Here is a 20,343-nt window from a genome sequence, read left to right on the forward strand (position 1 = left end):
GAAAGGGAGCCTCTGAGGGAATCGACAGCAAGCGAAAGCGATAGAGCCGGGTGCATTGTAATCGCACGATTCGTTCCACTTCGCGCCAACGATTGATGCAACGTTCTTTACAAAACTGTGCTCAGTCGTCCCTATAATCGCGGCTCGGGCATTAACGCAGGAAACTCGGAATGGTCGGCAAAGGCTTACTGGCGGTTGCAGCATGTGCGTCGCTCGCGCTGTTGACGGGCTGCGGAACCAAGCTGGACCGCTCGACGGAAGAGCGTCTGAATGCGCAGTACGGCATCTCGATGCAGCAGGTGAACGGCGGCGTGGAGATGCGGCTTCCCGAAGTCGCGCTTTTCGATACCGACGAAGCGGAAATTCGCCGCGGCAGTCTGCCCGCGCTGGACCGCGCGGCCACGGTGCTCAAGCGCAGCATGCGGCCCGTGCTGATCGAAGGCCACACCGATAACGACGGCACGCTCGCCTATAACAAGACGCTTTCACAGGCGCGCGCCGAAGCGGTCGCGCGCGCGCTGATTGCGCGGGGCGTGCCGGCCGAGCGCCTCACGACCAAGGGCATGGCGTATCTGCGGCCCATCGCCAGCAACGACACGCCGCAAGGCCGCGCGATGAACCGCCGCGTCGAGATACTCGTGCGGGCGGAGAGCGAAGATACGCTGCTCGGCCGCCCGCCGAAAAAGAAACGCTAGGCCGGCTGCGCTTCCAGCACGAGCAGTTGCGAGCCGTCGGCGACCTGATCGCCGACATCGAAGAGAATCTCGCCGATTCTGCCCGCCGTCGGCGCGACAATCGTGTGCTCCATCTTCATCGCTTCCATGACGATCAGCGGCGCGCCCTTCTCGACCGACGCGCCCGCTTCCACCAACACGGCGATCACCTTGCCCGGCATCGGCGCGGTCAGCCGCCCTTCGTGCTCGGCGTCCCCTGCGTGCGCCATCAGGTTCTGCCATTCGAAAGCGAACGCCGCGCCTTCGTAGAAGACGTGGAACGTGTCGCCGTCCGTGAAGACGTGGCCTTTAATGAGCGCATCGTCGAGCTGGACCGTGAACGACGTTTCTCCGCGATGCGACCAGTCGAAGCGCGCGGTTCGCTCCTCCCATTGCAGGCGCTTCTCACGATCTTTCGTGAAGACGACCTTCAGCGCCTGGTCCGTGTCGACCGCGCGCCAGTTCAGGTCCTGGCGGTAGCCGCCCGCCATGCGCCAGTGCGAAAGCGCGTCCCACGGCGATTGGCCGTGCGCTTCGCCGCCCTCGCGCGTGAGCAGCGCGGCGCACGCAAGCGCGAGCGCCTTGCCGCGCGATACCGGCGACGGCGCGAACAGCGCATCGCGATGACGCTCGATGAGGCCCGTGTCCAGTTCGCCTTGCGAGAACGGCTCGCTTTTCACGATGCGTTGCAGGAACTCGACGTTCGTCTGCAAGCCGACGATCTCGCACTGCGCGAGCGCGCGCGCCATGCGAGCGAGCGCATCGCGGCGGTCGCGGCCATGCACGATCAGCTTCGCGATCATCGGATCGTAGAACGGCGTGATGGCGTCGCCTTCGCGCACGCCGCTGTCGATGCGCACGTTGCCATCGAGCGTGAATTCGACCGCTTCCGGCAGCGCCAGATGCTTGAGCGTGCCCGTCGACGGCAAGAAGCCGCGCGACGGATTCTCGGCATAGATGCGCGCTTCGATCGCATGGCCGTTCACGCGCAGCTCGTCCTGCTTCAGCGGCAGCGGCTCGCCCGCCGCCACGCGCAATTGCCATTCGACGAGATCGAGCCCTGTCACCATCTCCGTCACCGGATGCTCGACTTGCAGCCGCGTGTTCATCTCCATGAAGTAGAACTGGCCGTCCTGCGTCATGATGAACTCGACCGTGCCCGCGCCGACGTAGTTCACGGCGCGCGCCGCGGCAACGGCGGCTTCGCCCATCGCGCGGCGCGTTTCATCGGAGAGGCCGGGCGCGGGCGCTTCTTCCAGCACCTTTTGATGACGCCGCTGCACGGAACAATCGCGATCGAACAGATACACGGCGTTGCCGTGCGTGTCCGCGAAGACCTGCACTTCGACGTGTCGCGGACGCAGCAGATACTTTTCGATCAACACGCGGTCATTGCCAAAGCTCGACGCCGCCTCGCGCTTGCACGACGCGAGCGCCTGCATGAAGTCTTCGCTGCGCTCGACCACGCGCATGCCCTTGCCGCCGCCGCCCGCGCTCGCCTTCAGCAGCACCGGATAACCGATGCGGTCCGCCTCGCGTTGCAGCAGCGCCGCGTCCTGATCGTCGCCGTGATAGCCGGGCACGAGCGGCACGGATGCGGACTGCATCAGCGCCTTGGCCGCGGCTTTCGAACCCATCGCGCGAATGGCTTCCACCGGCGGTCCGATGAACACGATGCCCGCCTGTTCGCAGGCGTTGGCGAATTCTTCGTTCTCCGAAAGAAATCCGTAGCCCGGATGAACGGCCTGCGCGCCGGTTGCTTTCGCCGCTTCGACAATGCGCTCGATGCGCAGATAGCTCTCGGACGCAGCCGATCCGCCGACGTGCACCGCTTCATCGCAGACATCGACGTGCTTGGCTTTCGCATCCGCATCCGAATAGACGGCAACGCTCGCCACGTTCAGGCGCCTGGCCGTCGCCGCCACACGGCATGCAATCTCGCCACGGTTCGCAATCAGTATCTTGTTGAACATGAGCATCACATCCGGTTACATGCGGAACACGCCGAAGCGCGTGTCTTCGATAGGCGCGTTCATCGTCGCGGCAAGTCCGAGGCCGAGCACGTCGCGGGTTTGCGCCGGATCGATCACACCGTCGTCCCACAGGCGCGCGCTCGCATAGTACGGATGGCCTTGCACTTCGTATTGCTCGCGTATCGGCGCCTTGAACGCTTCCTCGTCTTCCTTCGACCACGTGCCGCCTTTCTTCTCGATGCCGTCGCGCCGCACGGTCGCGAGAACGGACGCGGCCTGCTCGCCGCCCATCACCGAAATGCGCGCGTTCGGCCACATCCACAGGAAGCGCGGCGAATACGCGCGGCCGCACATGCCGTAATTGCCCGCGCCGAACGAGCCGCCGATGATGACCGTGAACTTCGGCACTTTGGCCGTTGCCACCGCCGTGACCATCTTCGCGCCGTTACGCGCGATGCCCTCGTTCTCGTACTTGCGGCCAACCATGAAGCCCGTGATGTTCTGCAAGAACACCAGCGGAATCTTGCGCTGGCAGCACAGTTCGATGAAATGCGCGCCCTTCAACGCTGACTCGGAGAACAGAATGCCGTTGTTCGCGACGATACCGACCGGATGCCCCCAGATATGCGCGAAGCCGCAAACGAGCGTGGTGCCGTAACGCGCCTTGAATTCGTCGAACGCGGAATCGTCGACGATACGCGCGATCACTTCGCGCACATCGAAGGGCTTACGCGTATCGACCGGAATCACGCCATAGACGCTCTCCGGCTCATAACGCGGCGGCAGCGGTTCCTTGAGCGCGAGCGTCGGCGCTTTCACGCGATTCAGATTGCCGACGATGCTGCGCGCAATGCCGAGCGCGTGCGCGTCGTTTTGCGCGAGATGATCGACGACGCCGGAAAGCCGCGTGTGAACATCGCCGCCGCCCAGGTCTTCCGCGCTGACTTCTTCGCCCGTGGCTGCTTTCACAAGCGGCGGACCGCCCAGGAAGATCGTGCCCTGATCTTTCACGATGATCGATTCATCGCTCATCGCGGGCACGTACGCGCCTCCTGCCGTGCACGATCCCATCACAACGGCGATCTGCGCGATGCCTTGCGCCGACATGTTCGCCTGGTTATAGAAGATGCGGCCGAAGTGATCGCGGTCGGGGAACACGTCGTCCTGATTCGGCAGGTTCGCGCCGCCCGAATCGACGAGATAGACGCACGGCAAGCGATTCTGCTCAGCAATCTCCTGCGCGCGCAGATGCTTCTTTACCGTCACCGGATAGTACGTGCCGCCTTTAACGGTCGCATCGTTGCAGACGATCACGCACTCCTGACCCGCGATGCGCCCGATGCCGGTGATGATGCCCGCGCCCGGCGCTTCGTCGTTGTACATGCCGTAGGCCGCGAGCGGCGAGAGTTCGAGAAACGGCGTGCCGGGATCCAGCAACTGCGCGATGCGATCGCGCGGCAGCAGCTTATTGCGCGACAGATGACGGTCGCGCGCCGCCTGCCCGCCGCCTTCCGCAATCTTTGCGACCTTCTCTTTCAGGTCCGCGACGAGTGCTTCGAGCGCGGCCGCGTTGGCGCGGAACTCCTCGCTGCGCGGATTCAGCTTCGATTCGATGATGGTCATGACGCGCGCCCTTATGCGGTCTCTGCGAACAGTTCGCGCCCGATCAGCATGCGGCGGATCTCGCTCGTGCCCGCGCCGATTTCATAGAGCTTGGCATCGCGCCAGAGACGGCCGACCGGATATTCGTTGATATAGCCGTTGCCGCCGAGAATCTGGATTGCTTCGCCGGCCATCCACGTCGCTTTTTCGGCGGTATAGAGAATGACGCCTGCGCAGTCCTTGCGCACGTCGCGCACGTGGCCGGAGCCGAGCGTATCCAACTGACGGCCCACGGCATACAGATATGCGCGGCACGCTTGCAGCGTCGTATAAAGATCCGCGACCTTGCCCTGAATCAGCTGGAATTCGCCGATGGCCTGTCCGAACTGCTTGCGATCGTGGATATACGGCACGACCGCATCCATGCACGCGAGCATGATGCCGGTCGGACCGCCCGCGAGCACGGCGCGTTCATAGTCGAGGCCGCTCATCAGCACCTTCACGCCGCCGTTCAACGCGCCCAGAATGTTTTCCTTGGGCACTTCGACGTTCTCGAACACGAGCTCGCCCGTATGCGAGCCGCGCATGCCGAGCTTGTCCAGCTTCTGCGCGACGGAAAAGCCCTTCATGCCCTTCTCGACGATGAACGCCGTAATGCCCTTCGCGCCCGCTTCGATGTCCGTCTTTGCATAGACGACGAGCGTGTCGCAGTCCGGGCCGTTGGTGATCCACATCTTCGTGCCGTTGAGCACGTAGTGATCGCCCTTCTCGTCGGCGCGCAGCTTCATGCTGACCACATCCGACCCGGCGTTCGGCTCGCTCATCGCCAGCGCGCCCACATGCTCGCCGGATACGAGCTTCGGCAGATATTTGCGCTTCTGCGCTTCCGTGCCGTTGCGATGAATCTGGTTCACGCACAGATTCGAATGCGCGCCGTACGACAGCCCGACCGACGCCGACGCGCGCGAAATCTCCTCCATCGCGACCATGTGCGCCGTGTAGCCCATGTTCGCGCCGCCGTATTCTTCCGAGACCGTCATGCCGAGCACGCCGAGATCTCCGAACTTCTTCCACAGGTCCATCGGGAATTGATCGGTACGGTCGATCTCCGCGGCGCGCGGCGCAATCTCCTTCGCTGCGAAGTTGGCGAGGGTATCGCGCAACATGTCGATATCTTCGCCCAGCGCGAAGTTCAGGCCCGGCACGGTGCTCATGGGTGTCTCCTCGATATGCAGTGGGGTTGGCGTACCCGGATTTGAGCCTGGCTCACAACGGGCATCTAACCGAATGGTCGCTTATTTCACGCTCAAATCGGGTAGCCGTCAATAGGGTTTTGAGCTACGCTCACATTTGTTCCCGACAATCTTCGGCACGACCATGTCCACGCAATCCACCGCCACCGGCCGCCGCACGCCTACCGGCGTCAAATCGCAGCAACGCGTGCGCGACATTCTGCAAGCAGGCCGCGACGTCTTCGCCGAAAAAGGCTACGACGCGGCGACCACGGCGGAAATCGCGCAGCGCGCGGGCATTTCGGAGGCGACCGTCTTCAGCTACTTCAGCGGCAAGCGGGCGCTGTGCGCGCGCGTGATCGCGGACTGGTACGACGAGATCATCGACGCGTTCGAGAGCGGGCTGCCGCGCGAAGGCTCCATCAGGCAACAGTTCGCATTCATCGTGCGGACGCATTTGCGGCTGATGCTCGTGAACGGCACCGGCTTATGTTCGCTCGTGCTGTCGGAAGGCCGCACGAAACAGCACGATCTGTCGGATACGCTGACCGAATTGCAGCGCCGCTACACCGCGCCGCTGATGGACGTGCTCGCGCGCGGCCAGGCGCTCGGGCACATACGCGCGGACGTGTCGCTGCGCCTGTTGCGCTCGCTCGTTTTCGGGCCGATGGAGCATGTGCTGTGGGACGCGACGTTGGCGAAGCGCCGCCTGAGTCAGGCTCAGATCGAGACGACGGCCGATGAACTGGTGGACGTGTTGTGGGCCGCGCTGCAGCCGCCGGATGCGCAGCTCGCGGCGCTGGCACGCTTCAGGCAGGACGTGGAGGATGCGTCGCGGCGGTATGAGGAGCGGGCGAAAGGACCCGGGGCAAGCTCGGCTACTTGACAAACCGCCGCGCCAGCCGCGCGAGCCTCGGCACGGTGGTCGGCCGCAGCAACCGCGCGTCGTAGCCCGCCATGCGGCGCTCGTTCTCGACGAGACACAGATCGATCAACGCGCCCACCGACACGTTGCCCGCCACCGAATCCCCGACATTTGCCGGAAAATTCGCGTCCTGCGCCGCGCCGCTCTTGTCGAAGCCGCGCGCGAGCGAAATGCGATCGCGGATCAGCGTAAGCCACACGCCCGCGGTCTTCAGCAGAAAGCCGGGTTTGCGATACCACGGCAAGCTGCGCCGATACCACGCCACCCAGTTCGCAAAGAACAGAATGTGCCGCGCCTCTTCCTGAATGACCGGCTCGAACGTCTCGACGAGCGCTTCCGGAAAATAGCCGGACTGTCGCGCCGCCTCGAAAAGACCGAACGCGAAGAAACTGTCGATGCACTCGCTGTAGCCCGTGAGCATCCACGCGCGCAGGGCGTCGTCGGGGGCGGGATACGGCGGCTCGGGCGCGAGTTCGATGCCATACGCCTCGACGAGCTTCGACAACACGAGCTTGTGCCGCGCTTCCTCGCCGCCGTTCATGCGCAGCGCTTCGTTGAGCAGCGGGTCGGACACGCTCGCCGCATACGTCGCCACGCGAATAGACGCCCGGCCTTCGGTCTGCACCGCGATATCCCAGATGGGCAGCGACGTGACGCGCCTGAGCGCCGCCGGGTCCAGCTTCGGCCACTCGATGACGGCGGGCTTATAAGGGTTGTGCGTCGTCAGCAGCATCTCGCAGAACATGCGCTTGTGCATCTCCGAACCGATCCTGATCCGGCCTTCGGATCGATAGATCCAGTTGCGCATCGCATGATCTGCTTCGACTGGGGTGAGCGTGTCGGACATATTCGAATAGTAGGCGTCTACAAGGAACGTTCTGCGGATTCTGGCATACAGAACGCCCACACGCAGCAATCGGCACGCCGTTGCCTCTTAATGCCTCTCAATGCGAGATCTTCTCGAGCGCCATGTCGCGCGTTCTCGGGCCCATGAGCCCGATTGCCGCCATCACGATCAACATGGCGCCCGCGATGAACACGAACACGCCCGTCGTGCCGAAACCCTTCAGCACGCCCGCGATGATGAACGACGTGAAGATCGCGGAAAACCGGCTCCACGAATAAACGAAGCCGACCGCGCGCGCCCGGATGCTCGTCGGAAAAAGCTCGGCCTGATAGGCGTGGAAGCTGTACGACATGATGTTCGACGACAGCGTGAGCCCGACGCCCATCGCAATCAGAAACGCGGCATCCGACGACTGACTGAACAGCAGCCCGCACACGATATTGGCCGCCGCCATCGCGACGATGGCCGTCTTTCGTTCGATCTTGTCGGCAATGGCGAGGCCGATCATCGGGCCGATCGGCGCGGCGATCGCGATGATGCTCGAATACATCAGGCTCGACGTCACCGTGATGCCCTGCTTGATCAGCAGCGTCGGCACCCAGTTCGCGAAGCCGTAGAAGCCGACGGTCTGGAACACGTTGAAGATGATCATCATCGTCGCGCGCTTGCCGTACGGCGGGCGCCACATGCGGGCAAACGAGCCGCCTTTCGCGCGCTCGGCGTCCAGAACCGGCTCGGGCTCGGCGGGCGGCGGCAGCGGCTTGCCGTATTCGCGTTGCACCTGCGCTTCGAGCGCGGACATCACGCGGTCCGCTTCGTCCAGCCGCCCCTTTTGCGCGAGCCAGCGCGGGCTTTCGGGCAAGCGGCGGCGAATCCACCAGACGAAAAGCGCACCGTGCGCGCCGATCACGACGACCCAGCGCCAGCCGTCGATGCCAAACGGCGCGTGCGGCACGAGCAGATACGCGAGAAACGCGACCACCGGCACCGCCATGAAGCCCACCGCCTGCTCGCACGCGAACGCGCGGCCGCGAATGTGCTTCGGCGCGAGTTCGGAGATATACGTGCCGATGGTCACCAGTTCCACGCCGATGCCCACGCCCGCCATGAAGCGCCAGAAGTTGAGACCCGTCGCCGTCTCCTGAAACGCCATCACGACGTTGGCGGCCGTGTACCACAGCAGCGAATACGTGAACACCGCGCGACGCCCGAAGCGGTCGGCGAGCCAGCCGCACGCGACCGTGCCGATGAAAAGCCCCGCGAACAGCGACGCGATGAAGCTCGCCACGCCCGTCATGCCGAAGAAGCCGTTCGTGGTAGGCGTCAGAATGCCGCTTCGCACGAGGCCCGGCGCGACATAGCCCGAGTACAGCAAATCGTAGAGCTCGAAGAAGAACCCGAGACTCAGCAGCACGATGAGCGTCCAGACCGTGCGCGTGGCGGGCAGCCGGTCGAGGCGCGCGGAAATCATGCCGGCGGACAGCGCGGGCGGCGCGGCATCGGCGGATGCGCGGCTGGAAGTCGCCGCGGGTGAGGTGGGCATCGGTGTCGTCTCCTGATCCATGTCGGGCTTATATCTGGCGATGCGGACCTCGGCGCTATGAGGTCCGCAAAGCGAAGGCCGCATCTTAACCGGATGGATCATTCCTGCGGCGCGCCGGTCATCGTGCCCTTAACGCGGCTTTTGCAAACATGCCGTAAGGAGGACGTGGTCTAATCCACCGCTATCCGGGGTTTCACTAGGTTCCGAACTATTTTGGCTTGGTAACCTTCTGCCGATTCTGCACGGACACGATCCGCGGAATGCGCGCCTTCCGGCCTGTTTCAGGCGACCGCCCGCCTCGCCGGACGGCACCGGAACGAGACCTTCCGGGCCGAACTGACCACCTTCTGGAGTTAAAACAGTGAAGAAACTGCTTGCCGCCTTGTCGATGTCCCTTCTCGCCGTCACGTCGTTCACCGCCGTCACGGCCCATGCCAAGGACTATTCGACGATCCGCTTCGGCGTCGACGCAAGCTATCCCCCGTTCGAATCGAAGGGTTCGGATGGCAAGCTGGTCGGTTTCGACATCGATCTCGGCAACGAAATCTGCGCGCGCCTGAAGGCCAAGTGCGTGTGGGTGGAGAACGATTTCGACGGCATGATCCCCGCGCTGAAGGCGAAGAAGTTCGACGGCGTGCTCTCGTCGATGTCCATGACGCCGCAACGCGCCGAGCAGATCGCCTTCTCCAGCAAGCTCTTCAATACGCCGACGCGCCTCGTCGCGAAGAAAGGCAGCGGCATTCTGCCGACGGCTGAGAGCCTGAAGGGCAAGAACGTGGGCGTCGAGCAGGGCACGATTCAGGAAACCTACGCCAAGACGTACTGGGCGCCGAAGGGCGTGACCGTTACGCCGTACCAGAACCAGGACCAGGTCTACGCCGACCTGACCTCGGGCCGTTTGGACGCCGCGCTGCAAGACGCGGTGCAGGCCGACATCGGCTTTCTGAAGACGCCGCGCGGCGCGGGCTACGATTTCGCGGGCAAGGATATCGTCGACGAAAAGATTCTCGGCAATGGCGCCGGTATCGGCCTGCGCAAGGAAGACACCGACCTGAAGGCGAAGATCGACAAGGCGATCGCCGACATCATCAAGGACGGCACGTACAAGAAGCTCGAGAAGAAGTACTTCGACTTCGACGTGTACGGCGGCTAATTCTTCGGAAGCAGCCAATGAACGAACGGGCTCCGCGGAGCCCGTTTTTCATTGCGCGCCGTCCAGCCGGCGCCGGCCATCCGCCCGCCCGCCGCGCCGATTTCGGCTAAGATCGAACGTCTGAGGCGGCGCCGGCGGACGGAGACACCGCGGCGCCCCACTCGCCCCGCATCGGAGCGCCTCAGCCCGTCCAGCAACCATCGAGGCAAGACCTCGCGCACTCGCGTGCGCGCGACCACTATGCAGACCAGAACTCACCAGCTCATCTCGCCGACGCTCGGCACCTCACGCAGCATCGCCAGTTTCCATTACGGTCCGGGTGACGGACAGAAGATCTACATTCAGTCGTCGCTGCACGCGGACGAACTGCCGGGCATGCTGGTGGCGTGGAAGCTGCGCCGCCAGCTCGCCGCTTTCGAAGCCGCCGGCAAGCTGCGCGGCGAAGTGGTGATCGTGCCGGTGCCGAATCCCATCGGCCTCAATCAGTTCCTGCACGGCAATCTGCTCGGCCGTTTCGATACCAACAGCGGCCACAACTTCAACCGCAATTTTCACGATCTGGCCGCGCTGGTCGCGCCGCGCATCGAAGCGCGCCTGACGAACGACGCCAATGCCAACCGCCTCGCCGTGCGCGCCGCGATGAAAGAGGCGCTCGACGAACAGACGCCGCGCACCGAGCTCGAATCGCAACGCCTCGCGCTGCAAAAGCTCTCTTACGACGCGGACGTGGTGCTCGACCTGCACTGCGATCTCGACGCCGCGCTGCATCTGTACACGAACCCGGACATCTGGGAAGAAGTGGAACCGCTCGCGCGTTATCTGGACTCGAAGGCATCGCTGCTCGCGCTGAATTCGGTCGGCAATCCGTTCGACGAGATTCACAGCTTCTGCTGGTCGGATCTGCGCGCGCGTTACGGCGATCGTTTCCCGATTCCGAACGGCGGCATTTCGGTGACGGTGGAGTTGCGCAGCCAGCACGACGTGTCGCACGAACTCGCGGACAAGGACGCGCAGGCTATCGTCAATTACCTGATTCACCGCGGCGTGATCGATGCGCCGCAAGCGCCGCTGCCCGCGCTCGCGTTCCCCGCGACGCCGCTCGCGGGCGCGGAGCCGATCGTCGCGCCCGTGTCGGGCGTGCTCGTGTTTCGCGCGCAAGTTGGCGCGTTCATCGACGCGGGCGAAGCGATCGCCGATATCGTCGATCCGCTGACCGACACGGTGACCACGGTGAAGTGCAGCACGTCGGGCGTCATGTACGCGCGGCATATCACGCGTTTCGCGACGGCCGGTCTCGAAGTCGCGCGCATCGCGGGCGCGAAGGCGTATCGCACGGGCTCGCTGCTGTCGGCCTGAACGTTCTACGTCTCTAGAAAGCCATGAGACCGCACTGCGCCGCGACCACGCGCCAGGCGCCTGCGGTCTCGCCCCACGTGCGCGTATAGCGCAGGCTGCCCGCAAACGGCGCGCCGCCGAACGTGCCGGATATCGCCACGCGCGTCACCGTGATGGCGAACGCGCCGTACGCGCGAATGCTCTGCTCTTCGATAGTCAGCGCATCGATGCGCTGCATGCCATAGCGATGCCCGTTGAGGTCGTCGGCCTTCGTCCAGACCTTGCCCGTTGCGTCGACGAAGCTCAGATCGTCGGCGAGAAGCGCATCGAGCGCTTTCACGTCTGAGGCGATCATCGCCTGTCTCAGCCGTTCCTCCAGTTCGCGGATTCCCTGTTCGTCCATGTCCCGATGTCCATTTGCTCGCGGTGAAGAACCGCCAGCATAGCGCGGCCACGCGTACGCGCGTTGGCACACCCGAGCGCGTTGCGCCAGCCCCGTTGCACCGGCGAGACACGCGAAGTCGAGGTAAACCCTGTCACATTTCTTTCTTCAGTCGTCGCTACATTTGCGCCGTCGCCGCCAAGCGCCAGACAGAGCGCGACGCGCCGCAGACAGCGCTGCCCTCGCAGCGCACCACACCGCGAACTCACTGACGGAGCACGTTTTGAAGAAGAATCTTTTGGCTACTGCCGCCCTCGCCGCTTTCGCCACGATGGCCACGTCCGCTCATGCGCAGAGCAGCGTGACGCTGTACGGCATCATCGACGCCGGCATCAGCTATGTGAACAACAGCTCGACCAGCACCACGCGCGCCGGCAAGTCGCTCGTGAAATACGACGACGGCGTGGCTCAAGCCAGCCGATGGGGCATGCGTGGCGCCGAAGACCTGGGCGGCGGTCTCAAGGCCATCTTCACGTTGGAGAACGGCTTCAATAGCGGCACGGGCACGCTCGGTCAGGGCGGCGCGGAATTCGGCCGTCAGGCCTATGTGGGTATCTCGAAGAACGACGTCGGCTCGCTGACCTTCGGTCGTCAATACAGCTTCAGCACCGACTATCTCGGCTCCGCGTATTCCATCGGCGGACAGACCGTCGCCGGCAACTACGCGTACCACATGAACGACTTCGACCAGTTGACGTCGAGCCGCATCAACAACGCGGTCAAGTTCTCGAGCGCGAACTTCTACGGCTTCACGTTCGGCGCGTTGTACGGCTTCTCGAACACGGCGGGCGCATTCGCGGGCACGCCCAACACGACGGCCGGCGCCACGACCACTCAGGGCTCGTCGCGCGCCTACAGCTTCGGCCTGAACTACAAGGCCGGCCCGCTCGGTATCGGCGCGGCGTACACGGACATTCACTATCCGACGGCTGCGACGCCGGCATTCAGCTCGACGGTCGCCAACATCAACACGACCGGCACCACCAACAACGCGAAGGACCTCCGCTCGTTCGGCGTCGGCGCGACTTACGCGTTCGGCGCGGCGACGGTCTTCGGCCTGTGGACGAACACGCGCTTCGAGCCGATCGTCGGTTCGAGCTCGCGCATCAATGCGTTCGATATCGGCGGCAAGTACGCCATCACGCCCGCGATGACGGCGGGTCTCGGCTACACCTACATGGACCTGTACGACAACCTGAAGGGCCACTGGCACCAGATCGACGCGAGCTTCGACTATGCGTTGAGCAAGCGCACCGACGTGTACCTGCTCGCCATCTATCAGAAGGCGTCGGGTTCGAACAACGGCGTGGAGAATCAGGCGTCGATCGGTTCGTCGTCGTCGAGCTACTTCGGCACGTCGGGCGCGGGTGAGAACAATCAGCTGGCGTTCCGCGTCGCCATGCGTCACAAGTTCTAAGCGTCGCGCTGAATGAACTGGACAATCGGGCCGCCTTGCGCGGCCCGATTGTCTTTTACTTGCCCTTCTTGCCGTTCTGCGCCTGATATTGCGCGACGTGCTCATCGAGCATCTTGCGAATCGCGCGGCCAATCTGCCTGTAGTCGCTTTCGTTGAGATTGGCGAGCGACACGCGTCCCGAAGGATGCTGCGTGCCGAAGCCACGCCCCGGCAGCAGCACGACGCGCGCTTCCTGCGCGAGCCTGAAGAGCAGTTCTGTCGGCTTCGTGTTCTTCATGACCCAGTCGACATAGTCGCGCCCATACATGCGCTCGCCGAGGTACTCCATATCGAGAATCGTGTAGTAATCGACGAGATTCTTGTCGTCGTCTTCCAGCGGAATACCGATCTCGCGATAGAGCGCCTGCTTGCGATTGCGAATGAGCCGCTTGAGCGCGTTCTTGTACGCGTCGGGCGTGTCCATCAGCGAGAAGAGCGAGAACAGCACCATCTGCACTTGCTGCGGCGTAGAGAGGCCCGCCGTGTGATTCAGCGCGACCGTGCGGCTATCGGCTACCAGCCGGTCGATGAACTTGAGCTTGTCCGGCTCCGTCGTGATGGATTCGTAACGCTCGTGCAAGATCGCCTTCTGTTCTTTCGGCAACGCGGCGAGTTGTTCATCGAAGATATTCTCGCGATGCGTGGCGATGGTCCCGAGCCGCCAGCCCGTCGCGCCGAAGTATTTCGAATAGGAGTACACAAGAATCGTGTTCTTCGGACACAGCGCGAAGAGCGATACGAAGTCGTCGGCGAAGGTGCCGTACACGTCGTCGGTCAGAAGAATGAGATCGGGCCGTTCCTTCACGATCTCCGCGATATATCGCAGGCTCTCGTCGTCCATCTTCACGGAAGGCGGATTGCTCGGATTGACGAGGAAGAACGCCTTGATCTTCGGGTCGCGCAGCTTGTCCAGTTCTTCTTTCGAATACTGCCAGCCTTGCTCGACGTCCGCATTCAGGTTCACGACTTCGAGCTTGTAATCGTTGAGCTTCGGAATCTCGATGTACGGCGTGAAAATCGGCATGCCGAGCGCAATCGTATCCCCTTGCTTGATGAGGAAGTTCTCGCGCATCGTGTTGAAGATGTACGTCATCGCGGCGGTACCGCCCTCGACCGCGAAGATGTCGAATTCGCCGACGAACGGATGCTTGCCGATCATCTCGCGCCGCAGATATTGCCCGACGATGACCTCCGACAACTTGAGCATGCGGTCCGGCACCGGATAGTTCGAAGCGAGAATGCCTTCGCACATCTCGTAGAGAAAGTCGCCTGCGTTGAGGCCGAGCTGATCCCGCACATACGACACCGCGCCCGTCAAAAATGCGATGCCCGGCGTGCCCTTGTTCTCGCGCGCGAAGATTTCGAAGCGTTCTTCGAGACCTTCATGCTTCGGAAAGCCGCCGATGCCTTCGGGCATGTACGCGAAGGAACGCTCCGATTCGCGCATCGCGAAGAGACCGAGTTGCCAGAAGCCGTGACGCGGAATAGTCGCGAGGAAATTCGGATTGCCGCGGCCCGCGTTGAGCATCGCGACGTTCGCCGGGCGCTCCACCACGCCGCCGCCCGCTGCCTTGATAAGTTCGTCCTTGAGTTCGAACGGGCTGAGCGAGGCCATCGCTGCACGATCGTCGGAACCGGACTTCGAGGACTTTGACATCCAACACCCCCAGAAAATGAGCAATCAGGTACAGGAAGAAACGTTGAGACACGCAGTGCCCGCCTTCACGTCATCAGCATCACCATGACCATCCCCCAGATGGTGAGCAGCGTATTGCCGACCGCATACGTGACCGTGTAGCCGAGGCCCGGCACCTGGCTCTTGGCCGCATCGCAGATCATGCCGAGCGCGGCTGTCGTCGTGCGCGCCCCCGCGCAGATGCCGAGCAGAATCGCGGGATGGAACTTGAAGACATACTTCGCGATATACATGCTGATGATGAGCGGCACCGACGACGCGAAAATACCCCACAAAAACAGGCTCACGCCGAGCTTCTGCAGACCCGCGACGAAGCCCGGCCCCGCCGATATGCCGACGACCGCGATGAAGACATTCAGTCCTACTGAATTCATGAACCAGATAGTCGGCGACGGAATGCGGCCGAACGTCGGATGTATCGCGCGCAGCCAGCCGAAGACGATGCCCGCAATCAGCGCGCCGCCTGCCGTCGAAAGCGTGATCGGGACCGCGCCGAAGCGAATCACGATTGCGCCGATGAGCGCGCCGAGCGTGATGGCGAGACCCACGAACGCCATGTCCGCCATGTCGCTCGGGCGGTCGATGACGCCCACCGCGTTCGCCACCGCGGTCGTATCCTGCGTGCGTCCGACGAGCGTCACGGTGTCGCCGCGATACAGCTTGGTGCTTGGCAACACGGGAATCGGCGTCTCCGTCGCGCCACGCTTGATGCGCCGTATGAACACGCCGCGCGCGCCCGGCGTTTGGCCCAGTTCAGCGAGCGTACGCCCTTCGACGTGCTTGCTCGTGATATAGACATCGACGCCTTCGACCGGCACTGCGAGCAGTTCGGCGTCGTCCACTTCGGTCGCGGTGCCGCCGAGCAAATCGACAAGATGCTCGCGCCGCCCGACGATCGCGACGACATCGCCCGGCTGAAGCACATCGTCGAGCGTCGCTTCCTGAATCTTCCCGTCGCGCCGGATGCGTTCGATGAAAAGCCGCGCGCCGGCGGGCCTCAGCGCCTCCAGCTGGCTCACGCTCATGCCGGCTGCGCGGCCCTGGTCGGCCACGCGATACGCGCGCAACGCGAACTGATGCCATCCGCTGCCCGGCCCGCCCAGTTCGGCCGTTCCGCCGAGTTGTCGCTCGTAGTCCTTGCACGCGGCCACGAGATCGATGTTGAGGAGCTTCGGCCCGAGCATCGCGAGGATGATCGCCGAGCCTATGGTGCCGTAAATGTAGGTGACGGCGTATGCGGTCGGCATCGCGTCGAGCAAGGCTTTGGTCTCGGCGGCGGGTAAGCCCAGGCGATTGATCGCGTCGGTGGCGAGGCCCATCGACGCCGAGATGGTCTGCGATCCCGCGAAGAGCCCGGCCGCCGATCCGACGTCATAGCCCGCGATCTTCGCCGCGGCATAGGGCGCGGCCAGACATAGCACGCACTGGATAACCGAGAAAAGCGCCTGCGGCAAGCCGTCTTTCGCGATGCCGCGCACGAATTGCGGGCCGACCCCATAGCCGACCGCGAACAAGAACATCAGAAAGAAGACGGCCTTCACATTAGACGAGATGGTGATGCCGAGCTGTCCGATGGCGATGGCGGCGAGCAGCGTCGCGGTCACCGCACCGAGGCTGAATCCTTTGAACGACTTTCCGCCGACCCAGTACCCGACGCCGAGCGAAAGAAAGATGGCGATCTCCGGGTAACTGCGCAGCGTTTGCGTAAGCCACGACATATGCGCTCCTTTGCGGGATGAACCCGCGACCGTCAGGTGCCCGACGGGCACGGGAGAAACGTAAGGAATGAGCGGCGTCTTGAATCGTCCATGAAACGAATCGCGGCATGCATCTTGTTGGTGTCGTTCCGGCGCGCGTATGCGTGTTCGAGGGCACGGCGGGCAGAAGGTCAGACGCACCAATACACTATTTTCGCGGTGCGGTTGTAAGCGAATGCGATAATTTCGCAGTGCGCTCTAAAAGATCAGATCGTTGCACTACATAACAGCGAATGAGACCGGTCGTGGGGCCCCAAAAAAAAACAGCGGCCGAAGCCGCTGTTTCCGCTGTTTCCAACGCATGCTCGAAGCGAGCGTTGCTTACTCCGCCGTCTCCAGCAACGGGTAGTCGGTGTAGCCCTTCGGACCCGGCGCGTAGAACGTCGTGGTATCCGGCTGGTTCAGCGGCGCGTCGACTTCGAAGCGGCGCACGAGGTCCGCGTTCGCGATGAACGGCTTGCCCCACGCCACCGCGTCGGCATCGCCACGCTCGATGATGGCCTCCGCGCTTTGCTTGGTGAAGCCTTCGTTGGCGATATACACGCCGCCGAATGCCTTCTTCAGTTGCGGTCCGAGGCTGTCCGGGCCTTCCGCCTCGCGCGCCGCGATGAACGCGATCTTGCGCTTACCGAGTTCACGCGCCACGTAGCCGAAGGTCGCTGCGCGGTCGCTGTCGCCCATGGTGTGCGAATCGGCGCGCGGCGCGAGATGCACGCCCACGCGATCCGCGCCCCACACGGCGATGCACTCGTCGACCACTTCGAGCATCAGGCGCGCGCGGTTTTCGATCGGGCCGCCGTACTCGTCGGTGCGCTTGTTGGTGCTGTCCTGCAGGAACTGGTCGAGCAGATAACCGTTCGCGCCGTGCACTTCCACGCCGTCGAAGCCAGCGCGCTTCGCGTTCTCAGCGCCCTTGCGATACGCCGCGACCACGCCCGCGATTTCATCGAGTTCCAGTGCGCGCGGCGTGACGTACGGACGCTGCGGACGCACGAGGCTCACGTGCCCTTGTGCTGCGATTGCGCTCGGCGCGACCGGCAGTTCGCCGTTCAGGAAGATGGGGTCCGAAATGCGGCCCACGTGCCACAGTTGCAGGAAGATCTTACCGCCCGCTTCGTGCACGGCGCGCGTGACGAGCTTCCAGCCTTCGACTTGCTCGTCCGACCAGATGCCCGGCGTATCCGCATAACCGACGCCCTGCGGCGTGACGGAAGTCGCTTCGCTGAGAATGAGACCGGCCGATGCGCGATCGGCGTAGTACTGCGCCATCATTGCGTTCGGCACGCGTTCGACGCCTGCGCGCTGGCGCGTGAGCGGCGCCATGACGATGCGGTTCTTGAGCGTGATTGCGCCTACCTGAAGCGGATCGAAAAGAGTCGGCATAACGATAAGATATCCTAATTGAATTGAAATGTTGCTGTCACCTGGAAGGGCATCCGGACGCTCAAAGATTCCCGATGGAATCGCGAAACGCCTGAATGACCGCTTCGTCGCGCTTGAAGAACACCCACTGCCCTACGCGCTTGGTGGTGACGAGCCCCGCTTTATGCAAAGTGGCAAGATGCGCGGAAACGGTGGACTGCGACATGCCGCAGCGCCCATCGATCTGACCCGCGCAGACGCCATGCGACAGCGGCAGTTCCTGATCGGGGAAATGTCGCTCCGGCTCCTTCAGCCATTCGAGAATCTCGCGGCGAAGGGGGTTGGCAAGGGCCTTGTGAATTGCGTCGATGTCCATTTCGTTGCTCGTGTGCCTGACGGCCGGCCCATGCGGCGGTGAGCACGCACGTTCCGAATCGTCTTGAGGCGAAGTATATATCGTTAATTTGCGATATGCAAGATCGCACGTCGGCGGAGACGAGGAGAGACGACATCACGTGTATGCATAGTCACGACTATCGTTTCTTAAATCGATACATACAGGGCGAAACATAATAAGCAATCCATACATTCATGCGCCGCGCCGATTCGTCGGCTTTTTATAGAAGCGCCGTAAAGCTATGCCTTCGTCCTTGATCCCCACCAAATTTTCTATGGCGTTTTGGATCGTCTTCGTTTATTACTGGACTCATCGACACGTCGCGCCTGACGGTTGAGAGCCGACGTTTCGGGCGCTTTGCACCGTTACGATCGGAGTCCGCTAACACATCACAAGTATCAGGCTCGCGCTCATTGACGTCGCTTGGCCGTTCGGTTGTATGCGATGACGTCGCTCGGGAAGCCGAGGCTTCACGGCACGCCGTCGTTTAGTACGCAGTCGCCAATTGCATCGCGCGAGCATGCCGTGGCGAGCACGCGTCAGCGCGTTCGCTCCCGACTATCGGCCATCCCAGGGGGGAGGCGCTCATGGCGTTCATGTGCAAACAGATGCTCGACTGCAAGCGGTTCCACGAACTGCCGCGCCGGATGCTCGCACTGCGCTTGCGTTGCTCTGCCTCCATCGTGCTGCTCTCGCTCGCGGCGTGCAACAAGCCGCCTCCCGAAGCGCCACGGCCGGCCGTCGATGTCACGGTCGTCACCGTCACGTCGAAGTCAACGCCGGTCGATTTCGAGTTCACCGCGCAGACGCAGAGCTCGCGCGAAGTGGAAATACGCGCGCGCGTCGACGGCTTTCTCGAGAAGCGCATGTACACCGAAGGCGCACTGGTGGAAGCCGGACAGGTGATGTTCCTCATGGACAAGCGCCCGTTCGAGGCCGCGTTGCAAACGGCAAAGGGCGCACTCGCGCAACAGCAGGCGCGGCTCTTCGTCACGAAACAGAATCTCGCGCGCGTGGTGCCTCTCGCCGCGATGAACGCGTTGAGCAAGAAGGATCTCGACGACGCCACCGGCAATGAAAAGCAGGCCGAGGCCGCCGTCATCGCCGCGCAGGGCGAAGTGCAGACCGCGCAACTCAACCTGAGCTATACGACGATCCGCTCGCCGCTCAAGGGCTTGTCGAGTTTTGCGCGCGTGCAGGAAGGCAGCTACGTCACGCCGACGCAATCGGGCCTGCTCACCTACATCTATCAACTCGATCCCATGTGGGTGAACTTCAGCATCTCGGAGAACGAGTTGTTGAAATGGCGCGAGGAAATTCGCAAAGACGAACTGCACTTCCCGCCCGGAAACAAGTTCGACGTGACCGTCATTCAGGCAGACGGATCTGTCTACCCGCAAACCGGCCACATCGACTTCACGAATCCGGCATTCAGCACGGAGACGGGCACGTTCCTCGTGCGCGCGGTGTTCGCGAATCCGCGCGGCACGCTGCGCCCCGGCCAGTTCGTGAAGGCGCGCGTGGCGGGCGCGGTGCGCCCCAACGCGATTCTGGTGCCGCAGCGCGCGATTCTGCAGGGCGCGAAAAGTCATTTCGTCTGGGTGCTCGATGATCAATCCAAGCCGCGTCAACGCGTGGTCGAAGTCGGCGAATGGCATGGCGACGACTGGTTCGTGACGAGCGGCCTGAAGGCGGGCGAGCGCGTGATCGTAGACGGCGCCGTGCGCGTCGCAGCCGACTCCCAAGTGCGCGTGGTCAGCGCGCCGACGCCGGGCGAGGCACCGGCAACAGCGCCAGCCGCGACGTCCGCTCCCGGCGCGCAGGCGTCCCTGACTCAAACGAAAAACGAAAGCGGCGGCACCGAGAAGTGAACTGAAAGCCGACTATCGAAAGCATCGAAAGCATCGGAA

The 20,343-nt window shown here is 63.2% G+C and carries 16 protein-coding genes; 6 read left to right on the top strand and 10 right to left on the bottom strand.

The annotated features are described in order from the left end of the window. The first annotated feature begins 170 nt into the window (after positions 1–170). Complete coding sequence (locus tag NCR35_RS17810) at positions 171–695, top strand: OmpA family protein (protein WP_250535415.1); 525 nt, start codon at positions 171–173, stop codon at positions 693–695. Here NCR35_RS17810 and NCR35_RS17815 read toward each other — a convergent pair. Genes NCR35_RS17815 through NCR35_RS17825 form a run of 3 tightly spaced genes read right to left on the bottom strand, consistent with a single transcriptional unit; the run spans position 692 to position 5,502 of the window. Further along, complete coding sequence (locus tag NCR35_RS17815) at positions 692–2,686, bottom strand: acetyl/propionyl/methylcrotonyl-CoA carboxylase subunit alpha (protein ID WP_250535416.1); 1,995 nt, start codon at positions 2,684–2,686, stop codon at positions 692–694. The genes NCR35_RS17810 and NCR35_RS17815 overlap by 4 nt on opposite strands. 15 nt (positions 2,687–2,701) lie before the next feature. Then, positions 2,702–4,309 (bottom strand): carboxyl transferase domain-containing protein, encoded by a 1,608-nt coding sequence (locus tag NCR35_RS17820; protein WP_250535417.1) that lies wholly within the window; start codon positions 4,307–4,309, stop codon positions 2,702–2,704. Positions 4,310–4,320: 11 nt separating this feature from the next. Further along, a complete protein-coding gene (locus tag NCR35_RS17825; protein WP_250535419.1) occupies positions 4,321–5,502 on the bottom strand; it encodes an isovaleryl-CoA dehydrogenase in 1,182 nt (393 codons plus the stop codon). Between the two features lie 163 nt (positions 5,503–5,665). Between NCR35_RS17825 and NCR35_RS17830 the strand changes: the two genes are divergently transcribed. Beyond that, positions 5,666–6,406, top strand: a complete 741-nt coding sequence (locus NCR35_RS17830) for a TetR/AcrR family transcriptional regulator (RefSeq protein ID WP_250535420.1) — start codon at positions 5,666–5,668, stop codon at positions 6,404–6,406. Here NCR35_RS17830 and NCR35_RS17835 read toward each other — a convergent pair. Continuing rightward, a complete protein-coding gene (locus tag NCR35_RS17835; protein WP_250535421.1) occupies positions 6,399–7,292 on the bottom strand; it encodes a ferritin-like domain-containing protein in 894 nt (297 codons plus the stop codon). The genes NCR35_RS17830 and NCR35_RS17835 overlap by 8 nt on opposite strands. Positions 7,293–7,389: 97 nt before the next feature. After that, positions 7,390–8,835 carry an MFS transporter gene (locus NCR35_RS17840; RefSeq protein ID WP_502801691.1) on the bottom strand — a complete coding sequence of 482 codons (1,446 nt, stop codon included), beginning with the start codon at positions 8,833–8,835 and terminating at the stop codon, positions 7,390–7,392. A gap of 361 nt (positions 8,836–9,196) precedes the next feature. Here NCR35_RS17840 and NCR35_RS17845 point away from each other — a divergent pair, with 361 nt between their 5' ends. Continuing rightward, complete coding sequence (locus NCR35_RS17845) at positions 9,197–9,988, top strand: ABC transporter substrate-binding protein (protein WP_250535422.1); 792 nt, start codon at positions 9,197–9,199, stop codon at positions 9,986–9,988. Between the two features lie 240 nt (positions 9,989–10,228). Beyond that, positions 10,229–11,344, top strand: coding sequence for a succinylglutamate desuccinylase/aspartoacylase family protein (locus NCR35_RS17850; protein WP_250535423.1), 1,116 nt, complete (start codon positions 10,229–10,231; stop codon positions 11,342–11,344). Positions 11,345–11,357: 13 nt separating this feature from the next. On the opposite strand, the gene NCR35_RS17855 is transcribed toward NCR35_RS17850, so the two are convergent. Next, on the bottom strand, positions 11,358–11,726 hold the full coding sequence (locus NCR35_RS17855) for a nuclear transport factor 2 family protein (protein ID WP_250535425.1): 369 nt from the start codon (positions 11,724–11,726) through the stop codon (positions 11,358–11,360). 262 nt (positions 11,727–11,988) lie between these two features. Here NCR35_RS17855 and NCR35_RS17860 point away from each other — a divergent pair, with 262 nt between their 5' ends. Then, positions 11,989–13,182, top strand: coding sequence for a porin (locus tag NCR35_RS17860; protein ID WP_250535426.1), 1,194 nt, complete (start codon positions 11,989–11,991; stop codon positions 13,180–13,182). A 55-nt stretch (positions 13,183–13,237) separates the two neighbouring features. Here the strand turns inward: NCR35_RS17860 and NCR35_RS17865 are convergent, their stop codons facing one another. The 4 genes from NCR35_RS17865 to NCR35_RS17880 form a co-directional block, all read right to left on the bottom strand. Then, positions 13,238–14,878 (bottom strand): bifunctional aspartate transaminase/aspartate 4-decarboxylase, encoded by a 1,641-nt coding sequence (locus NCR35_RS17865; protein ID WP_250535427.1) that lies wholly within the window; start codon positions 14,876–14,878, stop codon positions 13,238–13,240. Between the two features lie 65 nt (positions 14,879–14,943). Continuing rightward, positions 14,944–16,635 carry an aspartate-alanine antiporter gene (gene aspT / locus NCR35_RS17870; protein WP_250535429.1) on the bottom strand — a complete coding sequence of 564 codons (1,692 nt, stop codon included), beginning with the start codon at positions 16,633–16,635 and terminating at the stop codon, positions 14,944–14,946. Between the two features lie 360 nt (positions 16,636–16,995). Continuing rightward, complete coding sequence (locus NCR35_RS17875; protein WP_250535431.1) at positions 16,996–18,057, bottom strand: alkene reductase; 1,062 nt, start codon at positions 18,055–18,057, stop codon at positions 16,996–16,998. Between the two features lie 61 nt (positions 18,058–18,118). Continuing rightward, positions 18,119–18,412 (bottom strand): ArsR/SmtB family transcription factor, encoded by a 294-nt coding sequence (locus NCR35_RS17880; protein ID WP_250473575.1) that lies wholly within the window; start codon positions 18,410–18,412, stop codon positions 18,119–18,121. A 608-nt stretch (positions 18,413–19,020) separates the two neighbouring features. Between NCR35_RS17880 and NCR35_RS17885 the strand changes: the two genes are divergently transcribed. Next, on the top strand, positions 19,021–20,304 hold the full coding sequence (locus NCR35_RS17885; RefSeq protein WP_250535432.1) for an efflux RND transporter periplasmic adaptor subunit: 1,284 nt from the start codon (positions 19,021–19,023) through the stop codon (positions 20,302–20,304). Positions 20,305–20,343: the final 39 nt, after the last annotated feature.

It is taken from the genome of Caballeronia sp. AZ10_KS36, assembly GCF_023631105.1.
Lineage (GTDB): Bacteria > Pseudomonadota > Gammaproteobacteria > Burkholderiales > Burkholderiaceae > Caballeronia.